Genomic DNA, 19,514 nt, shown 5'->3' with positions numbered 1-19,514 from the left:
GTACGCGTTAGGAAATACGGAAACTTTGGCCCAGATAAACGCGTCGCACGTTTTCGTCTTGAACGACTTCTTCCGTGGTTCCGCTCATCAAAACTTCACCGTCATGCAGAATATACGCCCGGTCAACAATTTCGAGCGTTTCCCGGACGTTGTGATCGGTTATCAAAACCCCGATTCCGCGGTTCTTAAGTTCTGCGACCAATCCTCGAATTTCACCAACTGCGATTGGATCAACCCCCGCAAACGGTTCGTCGAGCAGAAGGTACTTTGGATCTGCTGCCAGACAACGTGCGATTTCGACACGCCGCCTTTCACCGCCAGACAGTGACAGGGCGGATGCGCGCCGCAAATGGCTTATCGAAAACTCGGAAAGCAGTTCTTCAAGGCGCTCATGGCGTTTCACCCGATCAGGCACCGCAATTTCGAGAATCGCTAGAATATTGTCCTCAACGCTCATGCCGCGAAAAATCGACATTTCCTGCGGAAGATATCCGATACCAAGTTTTGCGCGCCGATACATAGGTAGGCTTGTAACATCCCGCCCGTCGATAATAACCTGTCCGCCTTCCGGCGTTAACAAGCCTGCAATTGCGTAGAAACACGTGGTTTTGCCTGAGCCGTTTGGCCCAAGAAGCGCCACCACTTCACCGCGGTCAAGTTCGATTGTTACGTCGCGGATTACCGGTCTTTTGCGAAAGCTTTTTCGAAGGTTCAGAACGCGCAGACCTGCGTCGCCCTCTGATAGTTTAAGTTCTGGTTTCTGGGGCATTAGTTGTTACTGCCTGACTGCAAAATGGTACGCACGCGCCCTTCCATATTTGCGGTTCCCGTATTCAGGTCTATGACCATCCGGTTGGCGGTAAGTGCATTTTGCCCCTGCGTCATGACAACGTCACCCGTCATGACGATGCTTCCGGTGTCTATCGTATAGGTTGCTTCGTTTGCCTCGGCCGCTTCGCCCCCATTTACCAACACCACGCCTCCGCTCGCGAGCATCCGGGAGATGCGACCAGCCGTTCCGCTCTCTGCGGATGTGTATTCAACCTGCACTTCGGCTGCAGAAAGTCGCATTGTTCCTTGTCCAATTACAACATTTCCTGTGAAAACTGCGGAGCCGTCTGTTTGATTAACTTGTAGCTGATCTGCGACAACTTCCACGGGCAAGGATGAGTCGTGCTGAAGCCCGCCGAAGGCAACTTGTGCGCTTTGAGCTTTTGCTGCCATGGAAACACCAGACAAGGCGATGGCGATCAAAGCGGTGCGCAACAAATTCAGCATATCGTTCCCTTATTCTTATGGTGTGTATACTAGTTTCACCCCGCCCTTGAAGACAAGAAGATAGGTGTCGGAATCCGCATCTTCCAGTTCAAGAACCATCTTACCTGCTTCAATCATGCCAAGTGGGCCTTGTGCACGCACGTTACGAGCTGTTTCCAGCAAGCTTCCATCGAGCGCAGCCGTCAGTCTTTCTGTGAAAATTTCGTAACCAGATGAGGTTTCAACCTCGACGTTTCCAGACAAAACAGACTGCCGTTGTGTACTGTTGATCGAACCACCTTCGGAGGAGATATCAACTTGCAAGCCAGAAGGCGCTTCGATTTTCGCTTTTAAAGCAACGGCTGTCAGCAAATTCGGATTGTCCGGATCAGGTCGTGCGCTTTCTGCAAAGAAAGATACGGCGGTTCCATCGTCTGTCATGCCTGTATAATTCGGTGAAGTAATCCGCTGTTCTCTTACAAGTTCGTCTATATCAACGTCCGCGTAGGGGATGGTTTGGCTAGGATCAATGCCACGCGAAAACAGGAACAATGTTGAGAGTAACCCAAGTGCGACGAGAGGCAAGATTATCTTGAGCCAAGCGATAAAACGTGAATAGGCGTTGTCGTAGATCGCCATTGTCAGAGCGATCCCGCGCTATACAGCCGAGGCTCAGGGATGATCGAACCAATACAAAGCAAAGATTTGTTCCTTTCCTAAAGCACTTTAATCGGGTTTCCCCCAGACTAACATTCTGTTCATGCCATTTTGCCGACACTAAATTGCTGGCTACAGTGTCAGCGACGTTCAGCTTATGTTTGGTCTATATAGTCACTCGGCTCAGATTAATGCGCAAAGATATCTATTTCTGGCCAACCTTCGAGATCCAGAAGAGCGCGTGTTGGCAAAAAGTCAAAACATGCCTGCGCAAAATCTGCTCGCCCCTCACGGACAAGCAGTTCATTCAACTCTTCGCGCAGTTTGTGTAAATACAAAACGTCAGACGCGGCATACGCGATTTGCGCCGAGGTCAGCGTGATTGCCCCCCAATCGCTCATCTGTTGATGTTTTGAAATATCAACACTCAGCAATTCCTGAAGCAGGAACTTCAGGCCATGGCGGTCCGTATAGGTGCGGATTAGCTTGGAAGCAATTTTTGTGCAGTAGACAGGTGCCGTGACCGCACCAAAAGTGTTGAACAAAGCCGCGATATCAAAGCGTCCGAAATGAAACAATTTCAAAACATCAGGATCTGTCAGCATTTTGCAGAGGTTGGGTGCTTCGGTTTGGTCCTTCTCCACCTGAACAAGGTGGGCTATTCCGTCACCGCCTGAAAGCTGCACAACACACAGCCGGTCCCGGTGTGGGTTAAGCCCCATAGTTTCGCAGTCAATTGCAACAACTGGCCCAAGGTCGAGCCCATCAGGCAAGTCGTTTTTGTACAAATGATTCGTCATTGCGATCCCTTAATATCAAGTGCGCGGCGCTTAACTTGCCTATATCAAAAATGCCCCAACACGCAACTCATGGGGTCTAAATGGTTTATGTAAAAGAGGCGCGTAATCCAGCGCGCCTTGGTACCTATGCAGAAATTGCATTTCTGCAATGCAGAAAACCACATTGTAAATCAAATTCGAGCCGACTAGGTGACGCTCATCAGCCGACAATGGATCGGCAAGGTTTTTAAGCAAGGAAGCGCAAAATGTCTATCACAACAGCCACACGTTCTGTGCCTTTCGGAGCAATCACGACTTTCCGTTTGGTACACGCGATCGAAAATGCAGCCGAAGCTTTTGCTTCGTGGAAAGCAGCGCGTCAAACAAGAGGTGCACTGGCCAACCTTTCAGATTCTCAGCTGGAAGATATCGGTTTGGTTCGTGCTGATGCGGATATGATCTACAACAAAATCAGAAGCGGTCGTTACTGATTTTGCGACAGCAACCAGAGGTATGAAAGCCGCTCGTTTGAGCGGCTTTTTTCTTGCGAAATCGTTTCATTTGAAACAGGGTTAGACGACTGGCAAGGTTGATGATTGCCTAGATTAAAGACGTTGGTGGTTAAGTGTAACCTTAAAGGTTTTTCAGATCTAAAAGCCCAATGCGAAATGGCTTAAACGCGTAGCAAAATCTGAGCAGAATGACACAATATTGTCGTTCCTGATGGAGGCAGGCGTAGAGCCAGATTTTGAGCATTTCTGAATGGGCGAAGGTAAGGAAGCTTTAAAACGGTTTTATGCAATTTTCCAAACAAAGCATTCACGTTACTTTTATTTGAAGTGTTCAATTTAGCACCCTAAATTTTAACGCTGACACAATTATTTCGTTCTTTCGCTAAATTAGGACCTTTAAGTTTTGCCATTTTGAGCCAGAGCCTGGGCCTTTTCTTACCGATTGTGCCTTTTTTGAGGAAAGTATCAAAATGACACTAGCCGAATTAGCGCCAATTCAAGAGGGTTCTGCAATACGGAATGACGTTCCAATGGTTTACCATTTGGGTGCTCCGCATACAGACAATGATCAGTTGACGCGCTCTTTGAAAAAAGATTCTGAATTGCTTACGAAGAACGGTATTTTACCACAGCGCCAGCGGCGATACCGGAAACGCCTGAACGATATGCTCTTGGAGTTGTCAGGTAAAATGGCGCCTGCCAGCCTTCAGGAAAAAAACTTTGCTACACTCACCGAAAATCAAAATCTTGATCGTTTGGTTTTTTCCGACAGCAAATTTTTAGGCGTATCGTCATGGATGCTCAATAAGGGTATTTTGTTCAAAAACGCAGGCCCCAAAACAACCGCCCTGCGCAACCTTTTCCCGGACAATCCGTGTGAGTTTTTTCTGGCAATTATGAACCCGGCGACCCTTATTCCCTGCGCATTCTCGGCACAAACTTCAAGGGAGTATGACGATTTTATCGGCGACACAGATCTAAATTCTGTTTGCTGGTCTGACGTTGTGTCGCGTATCCAGCGCGCCAACCCTGATTGTCCAATTACCGTTTGGTGCAATGAAGATACCCCAATTATCTGGCCTTCTATCCTCGCAAGATTTACCGGGCTGGCAGCGGATACGAGGTTTTTGGGTGAACTGGACGTAATTCAAAATCTACTTCCTGAGAATGCGTTCCTAAAACTCAAGCAATACCTTGACGAAAAATCGGAACTTAATGAACTGCAACGCCGCCAAGTCAGAGGGATTTTTCTAGAGAAATTTGGAGTCAGTGACGCGGTTGAAGAAGAGATTGATTTGCCGGGCTGGACCGATAGCCTGGTCGAAAAGATCACTGAAATGTACGAAGATGACATTGAAAGAATTTCCAGAATGCCAGGTGTAAAATTCATTTGCCCATAGCAGGAAACGAACCCCGGTATTGTCCGATTTCCCGCAAATTCGTTTTTATTGGGCCTATGTCTGAAGCTATCAGTCCGGATCGTAAATATAACCGATCCCTCGCACAGTTCTAATAATGAGCGGTTTCTGAGGGTTTGCTTCAATCTTTCGGCGTAGCCGCGAAATCCGTATATCGATGCTTCGGTCAAACGGATCCCACGATCTGTCGTGCGCCTGTTCGAGAATTTGATCCCGGTTTAAGACGCGGCGCTTGTTTTCAGCAAAGACCTTCAAAAGATTAAATTCCATAGCGGTTAGCGGAAGTTCGCTGCCGTCGTCATCAAGGAGTTTGGCTGCTTCGAGATCCAGCGTGAACTTCCCGAATTGAGCGGTTTTGGGTGTATTGATTGAATCTGCCGTTTTAACCACTGGTTCAGATTTGCGTCTGAGGACCGCCTTTATCCGTGCCTCAAGTTCGCGCAGATCTACGGGCTTGCCCAGATAGTCATCGGCACCCATTTCGAGACCAAGAATTCTGTCTACGACTTCGCCGGCCGCAGTCAGCATCACAACAGCTACAGGGTTGCTTGAGCGGAGATTTCGCAGGGCTGTTAAGCCGTCTTCGCCCGGCATGTTTACGTCAAGCAGAATGAGGTCGATCTTTTCCTTTTCCAAAACGTCGCGCAGTTCTTCGGCATTGCCGGAGGTTACAACGCGAAAACCACGTCGTTGAAGGTACTCCTGCAACATCTCGCGTACATCGCGTTCATCGTCGCACACCAGAACGGTCGTTTTTTGTTCGGTCATTTTTCATTCTCCGCGATAGCGATGATTTCCGAAACAAAGGCACGAAGTTCCTTTGGGGACACGGGTTTTTCCAGATAAGGGCGGTTTGCTTCTTTTAAAAAACCCTGGGAAGAGCGGCCCATAGTGTCGCCGGTTACAAATCCAATGCGCTGGGCCATCTCGGGAAAATCCTTTGTTATGGTTTCAAAGAAACCGCGCCCGTCGATGCCAGGCATGTTCAGGTCGCTGAGTATCAGGTCATATCTATTCTGCCTGAGCTTGCTGATTGCGTCGCCACCAATATTCGCAACATCTACGCCGAATCCTGCTCTGCCCAGTATTTCGGCATTTAATTCGGCGACATCTTCTTCGTCATCGACAATGAGAATACGTAGCGAACCCTGCGGTGTTTCAACCTCTGGTACGCTTTTACATGCACGATCCGAAGCTGGCTTAGCCGGCAATGATATCCGAAAAAGCGTGCCTTCCTTGTAATTCCCGTCCAACATTATTTGCCCACCGTGTGATCGAATTACTCTGTGGCACAGCGACAGACCAATGCCTGTACCTTCGCCAACGTCTTTGGTTGTGAAGAAAGGCTCAAAAATACGGTTCTGGTACTTGGCCGGGATGCCCGGGCCATTGTCTTTCACCTCGATCTCCACCGTTTGTTCAGATGCTCCCTGGCTTGTCTTTACGACAATTTTGTCTCCTTTGCCTTCGCTTCTGATGGCCTGTTCTGCGTTTATTATCAGATTCAAAATAACTTGGGTGATCTGGTCGCTGTCAGCGCATATTGATGGAAGGGTTTGGGCCAGATCACATTCCATCTTGATTGTACTTCCAAAATCACCGTATCGGGCTACATCTACTGCGGTCTGGACAATTTCGTTGATTTCTATTTTTTCGGACTTTGCCGGTTGTTGCCGCGCCATCGTCAAAAAAGTTCTTACGATTTTTGTGCATCGTTCTGCGGCATCACTGATTTTTTTGACCTGGCGTAAGATTTCAGGGTCCTGAGCATCTTCGCGCAACATAAGCGAGTGCCCCACAACAACAGAAAGCGGATTGTTCAATTCATGCGCAACGCCGGCCAAGAGCTCACCTAAGGCAAACATTTTCTCGTTTTGGTGCAGCAACTCGCGCTGGGTGATCAGCTCGTCCTCGATCTTCAGTTGTTCGGTCATATCACGCGTATGCGAGACGATCACGTCATCCCCATTATATCGGATCATTTGTGCGAAGACCGCGCCCCAAAAACGCGTCCCGTGTCGATTGTAAAACTCGGCCTTATAGTCCCGGACCACCCCGTCTTTCCGAAGTGTATCAACATATATCTCTCGTGCTTTAGGGTCGACATAAAAGGATTTGGAGCTTGGGGCATCCCCAAAGAGAGCAACAGTTTCCGGGCTACAGAACAGCACCTCGCTCGTATCTGCTTTGCTCATTTGAATGGGGATTGGACAAGCTTCCAAAACGTGCCGGATCAACGCGTCTTTTTCGAGCTGTTCGGTCAAATCTGTGAGCGCCGAAACAGCGCATAGTTCACCGCCATATTCGACAATTCGACCAGAGCAAGACGAGGTGTAGCTGCTTCCGTCAGCGCGGACACTTGTCATCTGATAACCATCAACGCGTTTTTTCTGAGTGAGCAAAGCAACATATTTTTCCCGTTCTTCCGGGGATGTATAGTGTTCGTGAGCAAACGTTGTTTGACCAAAATTGGCGGCAGCTTCTTTAGAACGATAAATGATCTTGCCGTCTTCTATCCGCGCCATAACAACGGAAACTGGCGATGTATCTAGAACGGTTGCCAGCAATGTTTCCCTATCGCGAACCATCGCTTCGGTGCGGCGGCTTTCCGTAATATCGCTTCGCGAAACGACATAGCCGCCCGATCGCGTTGGTTTAAAGCGAACTTGGTAGGTTTTTCCATCTGTGAATTCAACCTCAAACTCCCGGTCAAACTCAAGCCTGAATTTGTAGGCTTTATCCAACCACCCTTCGGGGTCGTTCAGGGCAGCCGCAAACTGACCCCGTTCAACGCCGGCTCGCAACAAGTCATCAGAATGAGCGCCCGGAACAATAAGCTCACGTATCAACGGAAACATCTCCAGGTATCGTTGATTACAGGTAATAAGCCGCAGGTTTGCGTCAAATACCGCTATGCCTTCTGACAGCGCTTCGACAGCATCACGCAGAACCTCTGCTGTATCTGGTGTTTGGTTTTCCAAAGTTGATGTCATGAATTCTGTCTAAAGAGCCTTTGTTTCATTTCGTTTTCGTGAGTGCAGGCTTTTGTTTCAATTGTTTCAGAGAACTGCGGGAAAGAACGCGTGGCTTTTCTCTAAAGCATTGAAAGTAATTGGGTTTATTTTTGATACCTCTAAAAACCTAAGTTTTCCCAATTGAAACACAAAACCGTGAAGCACGACATGAGACTGCAACACGGGACTGGCAAATAAGCGTTGTCAAAGGTCGCGGAGATCCCGGGGCAACAAACGCAAACATTAATCATTAGACTTAAGGATAAGACAGTGAACACGAAAACGATGCACTCACCTACACAAGCGATTGTAGCAGTTATAGGCGCTGCACTCGCAAGAAAACCCAAACGCAACGGTTCAACGGTTACAGAACGCCGCTATGCGGCACGGCGCAGCCTTAGCGCATTGGATGATCGCATACTGAAAGATATCGGCTATGGCCGCGCTGACCCTATGAGCCGCGAAAGCCGTGCCGTGCTTGAGCACCTTATGAAAACTCAGCTTTGGTGATCAGCCTCGCACGATCACCTACCAACCCCAATGAAAGAGGATAGACCAATGAAAACCAAAACATACGTTCAGCGGAAAGCTCCCAAATACGGAACCGGATTTGAAAGCGCGCACACACCAGTAGAACCAAAAGTCTTTAGCAATTGGTACGACGCGACCAATCGGCTGGGGTCACGGTAAGACAATTTATCAGCGGTTAAACAAACAAGAAAGAAGGGCCCGTCATGAACAGCATTTGCAGTTCCATACTTGATACGATCGGAAATACACCAGTCGTTCGCATCAACAAGCTAGCACCTGATGGGGTTGAGATGTTCGTCAAACTCGAAGCATTCAACCCTATGGGGTCTGTCAAAGACCGCCTGGCCATTGGCATAATAGAGGCTGCTGAAAAAGACGGAACCCTAAAGCCCGGCCAAACTGTGGTTGAGGCGACAAGCGGAAACACCGGCATTGGCCTTGCCATGGTCTGTGCACAAAAGGGATATCCGCTGGTTGTAACAATGGCTGAAAGTTTCAGTGTTGAGCGGCGCAAGCTGATGCGGTTTCTGGGTGCGAGAGTTGTTCTGACACCCGCTGCTGAAAAAGGCACGGGAATGGTTGCCAAGGCACGCGAACTGGCTGAAGCACATGGATGGTTCCAGTCTCGGCAGTTCGAAAACCCTGCAAACGCAGATATCCACAGCAACACGACCGCTCAGGAAATTCTGAACGATTTCGGAGATGACGGGCTTGATTACTGGGTAACAGGGTTTGGAACAGGCGGTACCTTGAACGGTGTTGCGCGCGTTCTGAAAGATCGCAGCCCAAGAACGAAAATCGTTGCTGCAGAACCTGACAACGTACCCCTTCTTGCAAGCGGTGTTGTGCAGGCGTTCAACGCAGATGGCAGTGCTGCGGAAAGTCATCCAGGGTTTCGCCCGCATTTAATGCAGGGGTGGTCACCTGATTTTATTTCGTCGCTCGCCAATGATGTGCTGGAAAGCGGTCATATCGACCGGTTTGAAGCCGTCGCCGGAATTGATGCCATGGACATGGCAAAGGCGCTCGCGCAGAAAGAAGGTATATTCTGTGGCACGAGCGGCGGTGCAACTTTTGCCGCAGCCCTTGAGGTCGCGCGAACAGCGCCAAAAGGGACGAAGATTTTGGCAATGTTACCTGATACCGGAGAGAGGTATCTCTCGACTCCATTGTTCGAAGACGTTCCATCGGAAATGACGGACGAAGAAATGGAACTTTCGATGTCCACGCCAGGAATCCGGTTTGATGTGTCGTCAGCGCCCGCTGCCGTTGCGCCAACTGCACCAGCCAAACCCGAAGCAATCGCTTATGTAGAACGTATCGTCAGCGAAAAATCAGTTGTTGTATTTGCGCTTGAATGGTGTGAATTCTGCTGGTCGGTCCGCAAGATGTTTGCGGAAGCTGGTATTGAATATGAGAGCGTCGATCTGGACTCAACAGCTTACCAGAAAGACAATCTTGGGGCCGATATTCGCGCTGCTTTGCGTGATACAACTGGTTCGCTCACCATTCCGCAGATATTTGTTGGTGGCCAGCATATCGGTGGAGCCACCGAGACGTTTGACGCGTTTAATGACGGTAGCCTGAAACAGCGATTGGATGCGAATGGAGTGATATTCAATCAGGCGATGAAAGAAAACGCATATTCTTTCCTTCCGAAATGGTTGCACCCAAGATGAAACAGGTTCCTCATGTTCAAGGTGAATCCGATGGAATCAATGCGCTTGTACTAGCTGCTAAACGCGGATAGCCGGCGCTTCCTTCGAGTTGTAATTTGAAGAAGCCGGAAGGTTCTTCGCATCTCAGTTATCAGCCAAAAAAGTGGTCCCGATGAATGTCAGGCTCTCGCAGATAAAATACGAACAATCTGGACAAAAAATAAGAGCCGAGAACGCCACCACTCACGGATTGCTTTTCTTAAGCATCTACCTCAACCCGCCAGCGTGAAATGGCGGGTTTTTCTTTTAAATCAATAATTTGTCAGATTGTAACGCGCTGCAAACGTTGCTGAAACACATGAAACACAAAAGCTGTTTTAGCGATCACAAAGTGAAACATCCGAGGTCTAGAACAACGTTATAGCCAAAGCGGCAAGGCCAACCTCCCTAAGCCCCCGCTGTCTTTGGTTTTAACAGCCCTCAAGGCTAACCCTGAAACAGAGACCCAAGGATACGAAAATCATGAACACAGCAGTTATGGAAAAACCTGAAAAAGTCGCAATCAACGGCGTTGATGTCCCAACACTACTGGCCACTATTGGCGCAGTTGGCGCACAGCCTGAGCTTGCTCAGTTTACCTTCCGCGCAAATTCAAAATGGCTGGCAGGTACGCACAGCCAGGCACGCATCAACGGCTTTAGCGGTGCTGGCGGAGACCACACACGCGTTGAAGATTTCGTTGTCGAAGGCGATCACCCAAGCGTTTTGTGTGGCGGTGACGCGGCACCTGCTCCAGTGGAGTATCTTCTTTCAGCACTGGCAGCATGCATTACAGCCGGTATCGGCAACATCGCGTCAGCCCGTCAAGTCAAACTAACATCCGTCGAAACAACGGTCGAAGGCGACATGGATATGCAGGGCATTCTTGGCCTGAATGACGAAGTGCGCAACGGTTTCAACAACATCCGTGCCAGCTTCAAAATCGCAGGCGACGCACCATCTGAAAAGCTTCAGCAAATTGTAGAGCAATCCATGGCCCGTTCGGCTGTGCTCGACGTGCTGACCAATGGCGTCAAAGTCAACGTTGATATTGCTGCCTAACTCAGATCGGGCGGGCGCTTTTCGCCGCCCGCCCACTCACGAAAAGAGACTAGATATGACACTGAAAGAACTCGCAAACCAAACATTTCCAAGATGGAAGAAACCCATCTCAGTCGACTTCGGCCCTATCCGAAATACGCTAGGCAAAAGGGCTAAAACCAAACTCTCCATGCCAACGATTTTGCCATCCAAGACAGACGGTTAGATCGTTTGAAATTTTGAAAGGAATCCGAATGTCACGTTTTACAAAAAGCAACGATAACGCCGCCAATGAAATGAATGCAGTTTCACGGTCAGCGAAAACCGCAAAGATCATCACGCCAAACCCAAAGCAGTTGGTGCGCGAATTTTTGGGCGATTTCTGCGCCTGACCCACCTCGGGCTGAACTATTCCACCTCAAACTTAACAGGACAAATCTCGTGATACGCAAAACAGATGTCATCATTATCGGAGCTGGCCAGGCGGGGCTTGCGACAAGTCGTTGCCTGACTGATCTGGGCATAGATCACGTCGTGTTTGAGCGCGGTGAGATTGCTCAAAGGTGGCGCACAGAACGCCGAAAAAACCTTCATCTCCTGACACCAAACTGGATGACGAGACTTCCGTCATGGTCTTATGTTGGCGCTGATCCTGATGGCTTCATGCACAAAGACGATGTTGTTCAGCTCCTTTCTGACTACAGCGATGACTTTGCCGCACCTGTCCAATGCAATACCGAGGTGCGCTCGGTTTCGCTTTCTGAAAACGGATACAGAGTTATCACTGACACTGCTTTCTGGATGGCAAAGTCAGTGGTTATTGCGACGGGGGCCTGCGACAAACCGCTGGTTCCGGAATTCGCGCGATATATCCACCCTTTAATTCGCCAAGTTACCCCGGATCGCCTAGACGATATCAGTGAAATTTCGCACAGCGGGATACTTGTTGTTGGCGCGTCTGCAACCGGTATCCAACTGGCAGACGAACTGCTGCGCGGCGGGTGCGATGTAACCTTGGCTGCAGGCAGCCATGTCCGGACTCCACGTCGGTACCGAGGGCGCGATATCATGTATTGGCTTGATCAGAGTGGTGTCCTTAGCGAGTTAAGAGACTCTCAGGCTTCGTTGAAATCGGTGCTCCATCATCCGTCCTTTCAGTTGGTTGGCAGTGCTTTGAATCGCGACCTTGATTTGGGTTCAATCTCACGTCGCGGTGCTAAAATTGTCGGACGGGTCACAAGCATGAGCGGTCGTCGGGTCTTCGTCTCAAACACGCTCTCAGCGTCAATTGACGCAGCTGACGCCCGTCAGAAAAGATTGCTAAGTCGCATCGATCATTACATCGAATCGCACGGCATTGATGTGCCGGTGGAACCAGTGATTGCACCAATCAAAATTCGCAGTGACGAAAGCCTTATCAACCTTGCTGAGCGCGGGATCAAAACGATCATCTGGGCAACGGGTTACAAACGTGAATACCTTTGGCTGAACGTCCCTGTGAAAACCGCAAAGGGTGAAATTGATCAGGCAGGCGGTGTCACCTCGGCACCCGGCCTCTTTACCATGGGACTTCCGTTTATGCGCCGGCGCAATTCGACCTTCATTGATGGGGTTGGTGCTGATGCACATGAAATCACGAAATTTATCGCGGCGCATCTGGGTCTCAGATCCACGCGTGCAGCCTGAAAGGACAAAACGATGAGACATCTCGGCCCATACTTGCCACATTATGATGCAATCATTGTCGGCGCACGCTGTTCCGGGGCCGCGACGGCAATGTTGCTGGCCCGCAAAGGCGCTCGTGTTCTTCTTGTTGACTGGGCAAGCCCCGGCACGGATACAATGTCGACCCATGCGCTGATGCGCGGTGCGGTTATGCAACTTAATCGCTGGGGTGTGCTGGGCCGGATCATTGCGTCGGGAACACCGGCAATTCGCACCACGACGTTCCAGTATGGATCAGAGGTAATTCCACTGAATTTGAAACCGTCCCACGGTGTTGATGCGCTTTACGCACCTCGCAGAACCGTTCTGGATAGCGCACTTGTCAACGCGGCCAGAGAGGCAGGGGTCGACATTCGCTATGGGGTCTCGTTTCGTGATGTGATCCGGAATGACCAAGGGCGCGTGGCTGGCGCAATTCTGGATGCGCACCACTTGGGAACACATCACGTATCTGCAGATATCGTTATTGGTGCGGACGGGCGGCGGTCGACTGTTGCGCGGCGTGTCGAGGCACAAACCGAACGCCTGTCGGAAAATGCCATCTCATGCGCCTACGCATACTATGAGGGGATCGAAGATCAAGGTTCTCACTGGCTATATTCGCAGGGTTTGGGCGCTGGAAAAATTCCGACAAATAATGACCAGCATTGTGTCTTTGTCGGGCTGCATCGCGCAAGGTTTCTGAATCAGGTGCGCGGCGAAAACGTTGCGAAGCAAATTGCGTTCATCGCTGCGGAGATTGATCCGGCATTTGGCGAGGTAATCGGCGCGGCGCGCCTATGTTCAAAGCCAATATCGTTTGTTGGGCAAAAGGGCCATTTCCGAAGGTCATGGGGGCCGGGTTGGGCATTGGTTGGCGATGCTGGATATTTCAAAGATCCAATCACAGCACATGGGATTACCGATGCGTTTCGGGATGCCGAAATCCTCGCCTCAGCGGTTGGTCAAGGAACTGTAGAAGCGCTGACAGAGTATCAGCGTGTCCGAGACTCTCTTTCGGCTGATCTGTTTTCGGTCACCGATCAGATTGCCAGCTTGCGTTGGTCGTTGCCTGAATTGCAGCAGATGCACTTGCGTCTCAATGACGTAATGAAACAAGAGCAGGACTGGATGGCAGAGAAGTATCCAAGCCCTCGTGTCGCAGCATAGGGTTCACCAAAAATCAGGCCGTTAATAGCGTTTTAAGGTGTGCATTCCGCAAACAAAAACACCCCCTGAAACATTTGAAACATATTCGGGCGTTGCAGGACATCAGGCTGAAACACGCAATCTTTAACAGGGCGTCAGACAAAGGAAATGACGCTTAGAAAGGATTGCTCAGATGACTTTTATGTTCACACCAAAGCCAGAAATCAGCTTTACCGAAAGCGGTGAAGGAACACCCGTTGTGTTACTGCATGGGTCTGCGAGCAATTCAAAACAGTGGCGTAGTCTGGCAGAGTATCTTAATGGGCGTTTTCGGGTGATCTGTCCGGACCTGCCGGGATACGGACGTTCAAAAGGCGGTGCCGGAAACCGGGTTATGACGCTTGAAGAAATTGTAAGATTGCTGGAGCCAGTCTTCGACCGTTACGACGATCCGGTACATTTGGTTGGCCATTCCTTTGGAGCGGCGGTCGCGCTTAAGGCAGCAAGAATGCATCCCGGAAAGGTGCGCAGCCTGACCATGATTGAGCCGGCGGTTTTCAATCTGGTTTGGGCAAAGCATGGTGTTCTGAGCGCTAAAACCAAACAATTTGTAAGCGCCGCCCGCTCGTCCCAGATCGCGCTTGAAGAAGGCGATGCATGGAGTGCTATGCGCATTTTTCTGGATTTTTGGAATGGCGAAGGGTCGTGGGGCCGCACCAGTTTCTCGTTGCGTCAAAAGCTCGCAACATGTGCTGCGCAAATTCAGGATGATTTTTCAGCGCTGGTGATGGACAAGTTTACCGATCTGGATGCAGCCGGTGTTGTATGTCCTGTTCTTAATGTGACCGGAGCAAATTCCCCGTCTGAAATGCGCATGATTTCCGAGACACTTCAGCAGTCATTACCCTTCATTCGCCATGAAGTAGTCGCGGGTGCCGGGCACATGTTGCCGATGACTGACCCGCATCTGACCGACCCGATGATTGGTGAATTTCTTGAACAAGTGGATTTTGGGTGGCAGGATGCAAAGAACGAGGTCCTGATTGCGGCTTAGCGCAGCCGGGCCGTCTCAAATCCTAGTGGGGACAGGATATTTTGGAACAAACTCTATTTGAAAAATACGGTGGCTTTTCTGCAATCAGCAGGATTGTTCTGTCGCTCTATGACAGATTTTTGGATGACGATGATATTGGTCCTTTTTTTGATGATGTTGAACTGCCAAAACTGATCGACCACCAGACAAAATTTATCTCTGCGATTATGGGGGGGCCCGCAACCTTTTCTGACACTCACATAGAGCGCGCGCACGTGCATCTCGTCATTACGGACTTGCATTTTGATAAGCTGAAAGAGCTTGTTGATGAAACATTGACGGAATTCAGTATTGCGGCGGAAGATATTGAAATTGTTCTGGCTGCCTTTGAGGAACGACGCCCCTTGATTGTTAGGACAGTAAATGTCGATTGAGGCAATTAATGAACAGTTGCTTCGGGCAATTGGTGTTGGTGTCGCTCTGGTTGATCTTGAAACATTGTCCCTTCGTTTCAAGAACGACACTTTCGTTGAATGGTTTGGCGAAGAAGATCCCGCAGCGAAACTGGGTGATCTTTTCCCGGCGCTTGATATCGAGGCGCTAACCATTGCGATAAACGACGGAGGGCGCCACACCACTGAGGCGTCGTTCAAGTTACGTCGACGCACGATGACAGTTGCCATGGAGTTTAACCGGGCGATCAACGCGTCTGAAAAGATAGTTGTTCTGGTTTGCCAGAACATCACGCGTATCAAAGAGTTGGAATCGATGATCGACAGCTATTCGATGATGGTCGAACGCAACACGCTTGAAATCAAACGCGAGAAAGAACAGGTTGAAAAGCTGCTTTTGAACATGATGCCGCGCGCGGCATATGAAGAGTATAAATCATCCGGAATTGTTGCCCCACGCGTTTTTGATCCCGTTTCGGTTCTGACGCTTAACTTTGTTGGTTTCGACGATTTACTGAACGAACATGACCCAGGTGTAATGGTCAGTGAGCTCAACGACATTTACAGCGCGTTTGACAGGATCGGCGAACAGTTCGGATGTGAGCGTATTCGCACCAATGGTGACAGCTATATTGCTGTTTCCGGCGTGCCAGATCCAATGGCGGATCACGCATTTGCTGTCGCGAATGCGGCCGTAAGGTTTCTGCGGTATTTGGGCCAGCGCAATGCCAGCCACCCTATCAAGTGGGAAGCACGCATCGGCATCGCGACCGGTTCGGTTATCGGTTCCGTCGTTGGCGTGCAGAAATATATTTACGACGTATTCGGACCTGCAGTAACGAAAGCGCTGGAATTGCGCGGGTTCGCTGCGCCGATGACGATAACGGCAGACGAAACGACTGTTGAATTGCTGGACGGCCGTTTTGAGATAAACGCCTCTGAACCAGCCTTGCATGACGAAGAAAACCCGCAGCAAATCCTGAGTCTTTCTGAACGCAAAGAGCCGGCGTTGAAAAGTCAGATCTAGACGTGGTGCCTGATCAGAACATGAACCAGGATTTTGAACTTTTACTGCAGGACACTATCGCAGCACTAAGCGAAGGTGTTGCGATTTTTGATGCAGAGGCAAATCTGACCCTGGTAAATGACAGCTTCTGCGGGATGAACCGCGATATTGCAGAATTCCTTCGCCCGGGCCTGCGCTGGGACATTTACCTGAGAGAAGCGGAAAACCGGGGTGTCTTAACCCCTGATGCGCGAAGAGGTCTCGAGACAATTGAAGCGGATTTACTGGATGGTATTGATATTGATCATTCGGTGCAGGTGAATCTGAATTCAAGCAAAGCTCATCTGTTTCGCATCAAACCGACATCAGACGGTGGATTTATTCTCAGCCAGACAGAGGTTGTTGACTATTCTGCGCAAGCGGATGCTGCACGAGAGGCAGAAATTCTGCTTAGCAAAGTGCTGGAAGCCTGTCCAACAAGTTTGACTATGTCGCGTGTTGGTGACGGCAAGATTATTTATCGATCACCTGCGGCGCGCGCATTGTTGGGGTCAAACAAAAGTTGTTTTTCCCATTTCTCAAAACGTGAAGAACGCGCAGATTTTGTGACGGCGTTGCTACCGGATGCCAGGGTAGACGACATGCGGGTTACCGGTGTGCGTGCGGATGGAACAGAGTTTCCCGCGGCAATCTCTGCGCGCCTTATAGATTATCGCGGCGAGGACATGGTTGTTTCAAGTATGGACGATTTGACTGATGAACTTGCTGTCCAGTCAGAACTTGCCCAGCAAAGGCGCCAGATTTTTCAGGCCGAGAAAATGTCAGCGTTGGGTGAACTGCTGGCTGGGGTTGCGCACGAGCTGAACAACCCTCTGTCGATCATTGTTGGAAATGCGGAAATCCTGAAAGAGGATCTGGAAGGAACTAGTCAGGAAGGGCGGATCGGCAAACTTGGCAACGCTGCTGAGCGTTGCGTAAAAATTGTACGCTCTTTCTTGTCGATGGCTCGTCAGGAACCCTTGAATCCACAACCAGTTTCCTTGCGTGGGATTGTTGAGACAGCAAATGATGCGATGGCTTCAGTTGCGCCTGTCCCTCGTGTTCGTATCACCACTGACCTGCCCGGAAACCTTCCCCGTGTAATGGTCGACGAAGTTCAACTTGCACAAGTCCTGATCAACCTTCTAACAAATTCTGTCCACGCAATTCACGACGCGGGAATTGGGGATGCAATCGTCATTAAAGGTCAAAGAGAAGCAAAATCAGGCATGGTTTGCCTGACAATATCCGACAACGGTCCTGGGGTGGATGACGATATCGCGGGACGTATCTTTGACCCGCTGTTTACAACAAAAGAAGTCGGCAAAGGTACAGGGGTCGGGCTTGCATTTTGTCACAAGGTAATCGCGTCACATAATGGTATAATTCGGCTTGAACCCAAAACAGATGGCGGCGCAACCTTTAGTATCCGCTTGCCATATTTAACAGACTGATACTCATCTGAACTTCAGTATCACTTTGGACTAAAACGAAAATTAGGTTGTATGTTGAAGATGTCTTCCCGGTCCATTGCCGTCGCTTCACCCGATCAATTGTATGGAATGTGGAAAGTAGCAAAGTCATTCATTGGATGAACAAATGACTTTGTACTTTTGGTTGGGCCTTCTGATGCGCAGGCTGAAAAGAGTGTAACCAAGCTCATTGTGGCCGCCACTTTGACAAAGCCTTTTCCAAAAAATGAAATTGTTTTTTTGGCGGTGGCGTTGGCAAAAGACGTCGCGTCGACAAATAAACCCTTAGCTGCCTCCGCCCGGGCATTTCGGCCTGCCTGAATCGCAGCTTTTAAGTTGATTGTCCCGTCATTGAAAAAGAATCTTGGGTTGGTTTCATGTGTCATGTTCTTCATCCTCAGTTTGCGTTTGGATCGAGCGAGGCTGATTGTCCGCTGATCACGATTTGGTTGAGGCTTCTTATGAAGGACGCAGTTTTCAATCGTATTTCTGGAACGAATATTTGGCGTTTTGTTTGTATCAATGTTTGCATCGAAATTTCAGGTTTCTGACAATAAGATGAAGCTCATGCTGCGATCTTGGCGTGGGTATGTGGCAAACCCTGTGAAGCTGGGTCTGACTGGTTTAGCGCTTTTTTCAATTTCACCATTCTTGGATCAGCGAAGTTTGTGACGACTGAATATCCTGCACCTTTTGCCAAACGGACCATTGCGGTGTTTTCACGCAATGTTTCGGCTGTCATCTCGAGCACCCCGTTTATTGAGGCGTGCTTTTCCAGAAATTGAAGAAGTACAGACCCAAGGCCCCGTCCTTGCATTTCATCCGCAATCGATATTGCGAATTCACATTTTGCTGGATCAGTCTGATCACGAACGTACCTGGCTTCGGCAATCGTTCGGCGATGACCGTTCTCTTCATGTTCGGCAATCAATGCGTAATGTCTATCGTGTTTCGTATCGGCAAGTTGATGCAAAAGCTTTTCTGATATCTCGTGAACCGGGCTCATGAAGCGCCAAAAAAGCGTTGGTTTCGAAAGCCCGCGGAAAAACTCACGCAGAAGCCCAACGTCATTTTTGACAAGCCTTCTAATAGTGACACCTTCGTCAATCTTGACGGGCGAGCTGTCGCTGCTGCGTGTTTCATTCCAAAAGATTTCACCGAACATTTTTAAGCTCCATCAAAAATTGATGAAGCCATTCTTTAGATGTCGTGTTTCAGCTTGATTTCGGCAGGTGCTGAAAATTGTTTCAATTGTGAAAAGCAGGTAGCCACGCGCTAATGCGAACCAGATGCTCTAGCTCCAAATGCACACAGCACTTAGATGCGCATCTGTGACACTAATAAAACTCGAAGTTGTTACACTCTCAAAAAAATGCAAAGCTTTGCTAAGCTAAGGGGGATACCAATGTCAAAAAACTTGAGAGAACGTGCAGAAATTACGGCGAGAGAAGTTCAGGATATTCTTGGGGTTTTGCCAGGCGACCATTCAAAAGAAGTCGCAGATGCTGTCGAGCACGCGATCATTCGGGCATTGATTGAAGAGCGAGAGCGCTGCGCTACTATTGCGCAGCAATGTCACGAAGGCGATGCCCAAAAAGCAGAGCGCGTAGCGGATGAAATCAGAAGAGTCCGCTCGGTACTGATTTCCAACCTTTCTGCGATGCGGTAATCATCAGCTAAGAAATCGGGTTGAGACATTTCCAGGTCTCTCTGCCGAAATGGCAGATCTTAATATTGTGAAAGTACGGATCGC

Annotated in this window: 22 protein-coding genes and 1 pseudogene; 15 read left to right on the top strand and 8 right to left on the bottom strand. The window is 49.4% G+C overall.

What is annotated here, in order from left to right; genetic code table 11:
• Positions 1-7: 7 nt before the first annotated feature.
• The 4 genes from lptB to J4E70_RS11550 all read right to left on the bottom strand — a co-directional run bounded on the left by lptB (position 8) and on the right by J4E70_RS11550 (position 2,714).
• Positions 8-769 carry an LPS export ABC transporter ATP-binding protein gene (lptB, locus tag J4E70_RS11565; RefSeq protein WP_213889549.1) on the bottom strand — a complete coding sequence of 254 codons (762 nt, stop codon included), beginning with the start codon at positions 767-769 and terminating at the stop codon, positions 8-10.
• Positions 769-1,278 (bottom strand): LptA/OstA family protein, encoded by a 510-nt coding sequence (locus tag J4E70_RS11560; RefSeq protein WP_213889548.1) that lies wholly within the window; start codon positions 1,276-1,278, stop codon positions 769-771. The genes lptB and J4E70_RS11560 overlap by 1 nt, the downstream gene beginning before the upstream one ends.
• A gap of 15 nt (positions 1,279-1,293) precedes the next feature.
• Entirely contained in the window at positions 1,294-1,896 is a 603-nt protein-coding gene (gene lptC, locus J4E70_RS11555) for an LPS export ABC transporter periplasmic protein LptC (RefSeq protein ID WP_213889547.1), read from the bottom strand.
• Between the two features lie 206 nt (positions 1,897-2,102).
• A complete protein-coding gene (locus J4E70_RS11550; RefSeq protein WP_213889546.1) occupies positions 2,103-2,714 on the bottom strand; it encodes a ribonuclease D in 612 nt (203 codons plus the stop codon).
• Positions 2,715-2,959: 245 nt separating this feature from the next.
• Between J4E70_RS11550 and J4E70_RS11545 the strand changes: the two genes are divergently transcribed.
• Positions 2,960-3,184, top strand: a complete 225-nt coding sequence (locus J4E70_RS11545; protein ID WP_213889545.1) for a DUF1127 domain-containing protein — start codon at positions 2,960-2,962, stop codon at positions 3,182-3,184.
• 491 nt (positions 3,185-3,675) lie between these two features.
• Positions 3,676-4,605, top strand: a complete 930-nt coding sequence (locus tag J4E70_RS11540) for a hypothetical protein (RefSeq protein ID WP_213889544.1) — start codon at positions 3,676-3,678, stop codon at positions 4,603-4,605.
• Positions 4,606-4,674: 69 nt separating this feature from the next.
• Here J4E70_RS11540 and J4E70_RS11535 read toward each other — a convergent pair whose 3' ends face one another.
• Both J4E70_RS11535 and J4E70_RS11530 read right to left on the bottom strand, forming a co-directional pair.
• A complete protein-coding gene (locus J4E70_RS11535) occupies positions 4,675-5,391 on the bottom strand; it encodes a response regulator (RefSeq protein ID WP_213889543.1) in 717 nt (238 codons plus the stop codon).
• Positions 5,388-7,616 (bottom strand): ATP-binding protein, encoded by a 2,229-nt coding sequence (locus tag J4E70_RS11530; RefSeq protein WP_213889542.1) that lies wholly within the window; start codon positions 7,614-7,616, stop codon positions 5,388-5,390. The genes J4E70_RS11535 and J4E70_RS11530 overlap by 4 nt, the downstream gene beginning before the upstream one ends.
• Before the next feature lie 291 nt (positions 7,617-7,907).
• Here J4E70_RS11530 and J4E70_RS11525 point away from each other — a divergent pair, with 291 nt between their 5' ends.
• The 12 genes and pseudogenes from J4E70_RS11525 (at position 7,908) to J4E70_RS11480 (ending at position 17,743) form a co-directional block, all read left to right on the top strand.
• Entirely contained in the window at positions 7,908-8,147 is a 240-nt protein-coding gene (locus J4E70_RS11525) for a DUF1127 domain-containing protein (protein ID WP_213889537.1), read from the top strand.
• A 48-nt stretch (positions 8,148-8,195) separates the two neighbouring features.
• Complete coding sequence (locus J4E70_RS19535; RefSeq protein ID WP_281414302.1) at positions 8,196-8,327, top strand: hypothetical protein; 132 nt, start codon at positions 8,196-8,198, stop codon at positions 8,325-8,327.
• Positions 8,328-8,371: 44 nt separating this feature from the next.
• Positions 8,372-9,409, top strand: a pseudogene (cysK, locus tag J4E70_RS11520) (cysteine synthase A); the annotation flags it as partial.
• Entirely contained in the window at positions 9,389-9,847 is a 459-nt protein-coding gene (locus J4E70_RS19530; RefSeq protein WP_281414303.1) for a glutaredoxin domain-containing protein, read from the top strand. The pseudogene cysK and the gene J4E70_RS19530, both read left to right, overlap by 21 nt.
• Positions 9,848-10,348: 501 nt before the next feature.
• The gene (locus J4E70_RS11515; RefSeq protein WP_213889533.1) at positions 10,349-10,927 is read left to right on the top strand and encodes an OsmC family protein; all 579 of its coding nucleotides are present in this window, start codon (positions 10,349-10,351) and stop codon (positions 10,925-10,927) included.
• 233 nt (positions 10,928-11,160) lie between these two features.
• Positions 11,161-11,298: a hypothetical protein gene (locus tag J4E70_RS11510; RefSeq protein ID WP_213889531.1), complete on the top strand. Its 138-nt coding sequence runs from the start codon at positions 11,161-11,163 to the stop codon at positions 11,296-11,298.
• Positions 11,299-11,347: 49 nt separating this feature from the next.
• A complete protein-coding gene (locus J4E70_RS11505) occupies positions 11,348-12,592 on the top strand; it encodes a flavin-containing monooxygenase (RefSeq protein WP_213889530.1) in 1,245 nt (414 codons plus the stop codon).
• A 12-nt stretch (positions 12,593-12,604) separates the two neighbouring features.
• Positions 12,605-13,780, top strand: a complete 1,176-nt coding sequence (locus tag J4E70_RS11500; RefSeq protein ID WP_213889528.1) for an NAD(P)/FAD-dependent oxidoreductase — start codon at positions 12,605-12,607, stop codon at positions 13,778-13,780.
• Positions 13,781-13,952: 172 nt separating this feature from the next.
• Complete coding sequence (locus J4E70_RS11495) at positions 13,953-14,813, top strand: alpha/beta fold hydrolase (RefSeq protein WP_213889526.1); 861 nt, start codon at positions 13,953-13,955, stop codon at positions 14,811-14,813.
• A gap of 41 nt (positions 14,814-14,854) precedes the next feature.
• Entirely contained in the window at positions 14,855-15,226 is a 372-nt protein-coding gene (locus J4E70_RS11490; RefSeq protein WP_246531718.1) for a group I truncated hemoglobin, read from the top strand.
• The gene (locus J4E70_RS11485) at positions 15,216-16,271 is read left to right on the top strand and encodes an adenylate/guanylate cyclase domain-containing protein (RefSeq protein ID WP_213889524.1); all 1,056 of its coding nucleotides are present in this window, start codon (positions 15,216-15,218) and stop codon (positions 16,269-16,271) included. The genes J4E70_RS11490 and J4E70_RS11485 overlap by 11 nt, the downstream gene beginning before the upstream one ends.
• A 20-nt stretch (positions 16,272-16,291) precedes the next feature.
• Entirely contained in the window at positions 16,292-17,743 is a 1,452-nt protein-coding gene (locus J4E70_RS11480; RefSeq protein WP_213889523.1) for a sensor histidine kinase, read from the top strand.
• A gap of 95 nt (positions 17,744-17,838) precedes the next feature.
• Here J4E70_RS11480 and J4E70_RS11475 read toward each other — a convergent pair whose 3' ends face one another.
• Both J4E70_RS11475 and J4E70_RS11470 read right to left on the bottom strand, forming a co-directional pair.
• Positions 17,839-18,147, bottom strand: a complete 309-nt coding sequence (locus tag J4E70_RS11475) for a hypothetical protein (protein ID WP_213889521.1) — start codon at positions 18,145-18,147, stop codon at positions 17,839-17,841.
• 179 nt (positions 18,148-18,326) lie between these two features.
• Complete coding sequence (locus J4E70_RS11470) at positions 18,327-18,926, bottom strand: GNAT family N-acetyltransferase (RefSeq protein WP_213889520.1); 600 nt, start codon at positions 18,924-18,926, stop codon at positions 18,327-18,329.
• 240 nt (positions 18,927-19,166) lie between these two features.
• Here J4E70_RS11470 and J4E70_RS11465 point away from each other — a divergent pair, with 240 nt between their 5' ends.
• Entirely contained in the window at positions 19,167-19,430 is a 264-nt protein-coding gene (locus tag J4E70_RS11465; RefSeq protein ID WP_213889519.1) for a hypothetical protein, read from the top strand.
• The last annotated feature ends 84 nt before the right edge of the window (positions 19,431-19,514 follow it).

This window comes from Pseudohalocynthiibacter aestuariivivens, from assembly GCF_018457175.1.
GTDB classification, from domain to species: domain Bacteria; phylum Pseudomonadota; class Alphaproteobacteria; order Rhodobacterales; family Rhodobacteraceae; genus Pseudohalocynthiibacter; species Pseudohalocynthiibacter aestuariivivens.
Note: the sequence above shows the minus strand (reverse complement) of the source record. Positions and strands in the feature narration are given on the sequence as shown.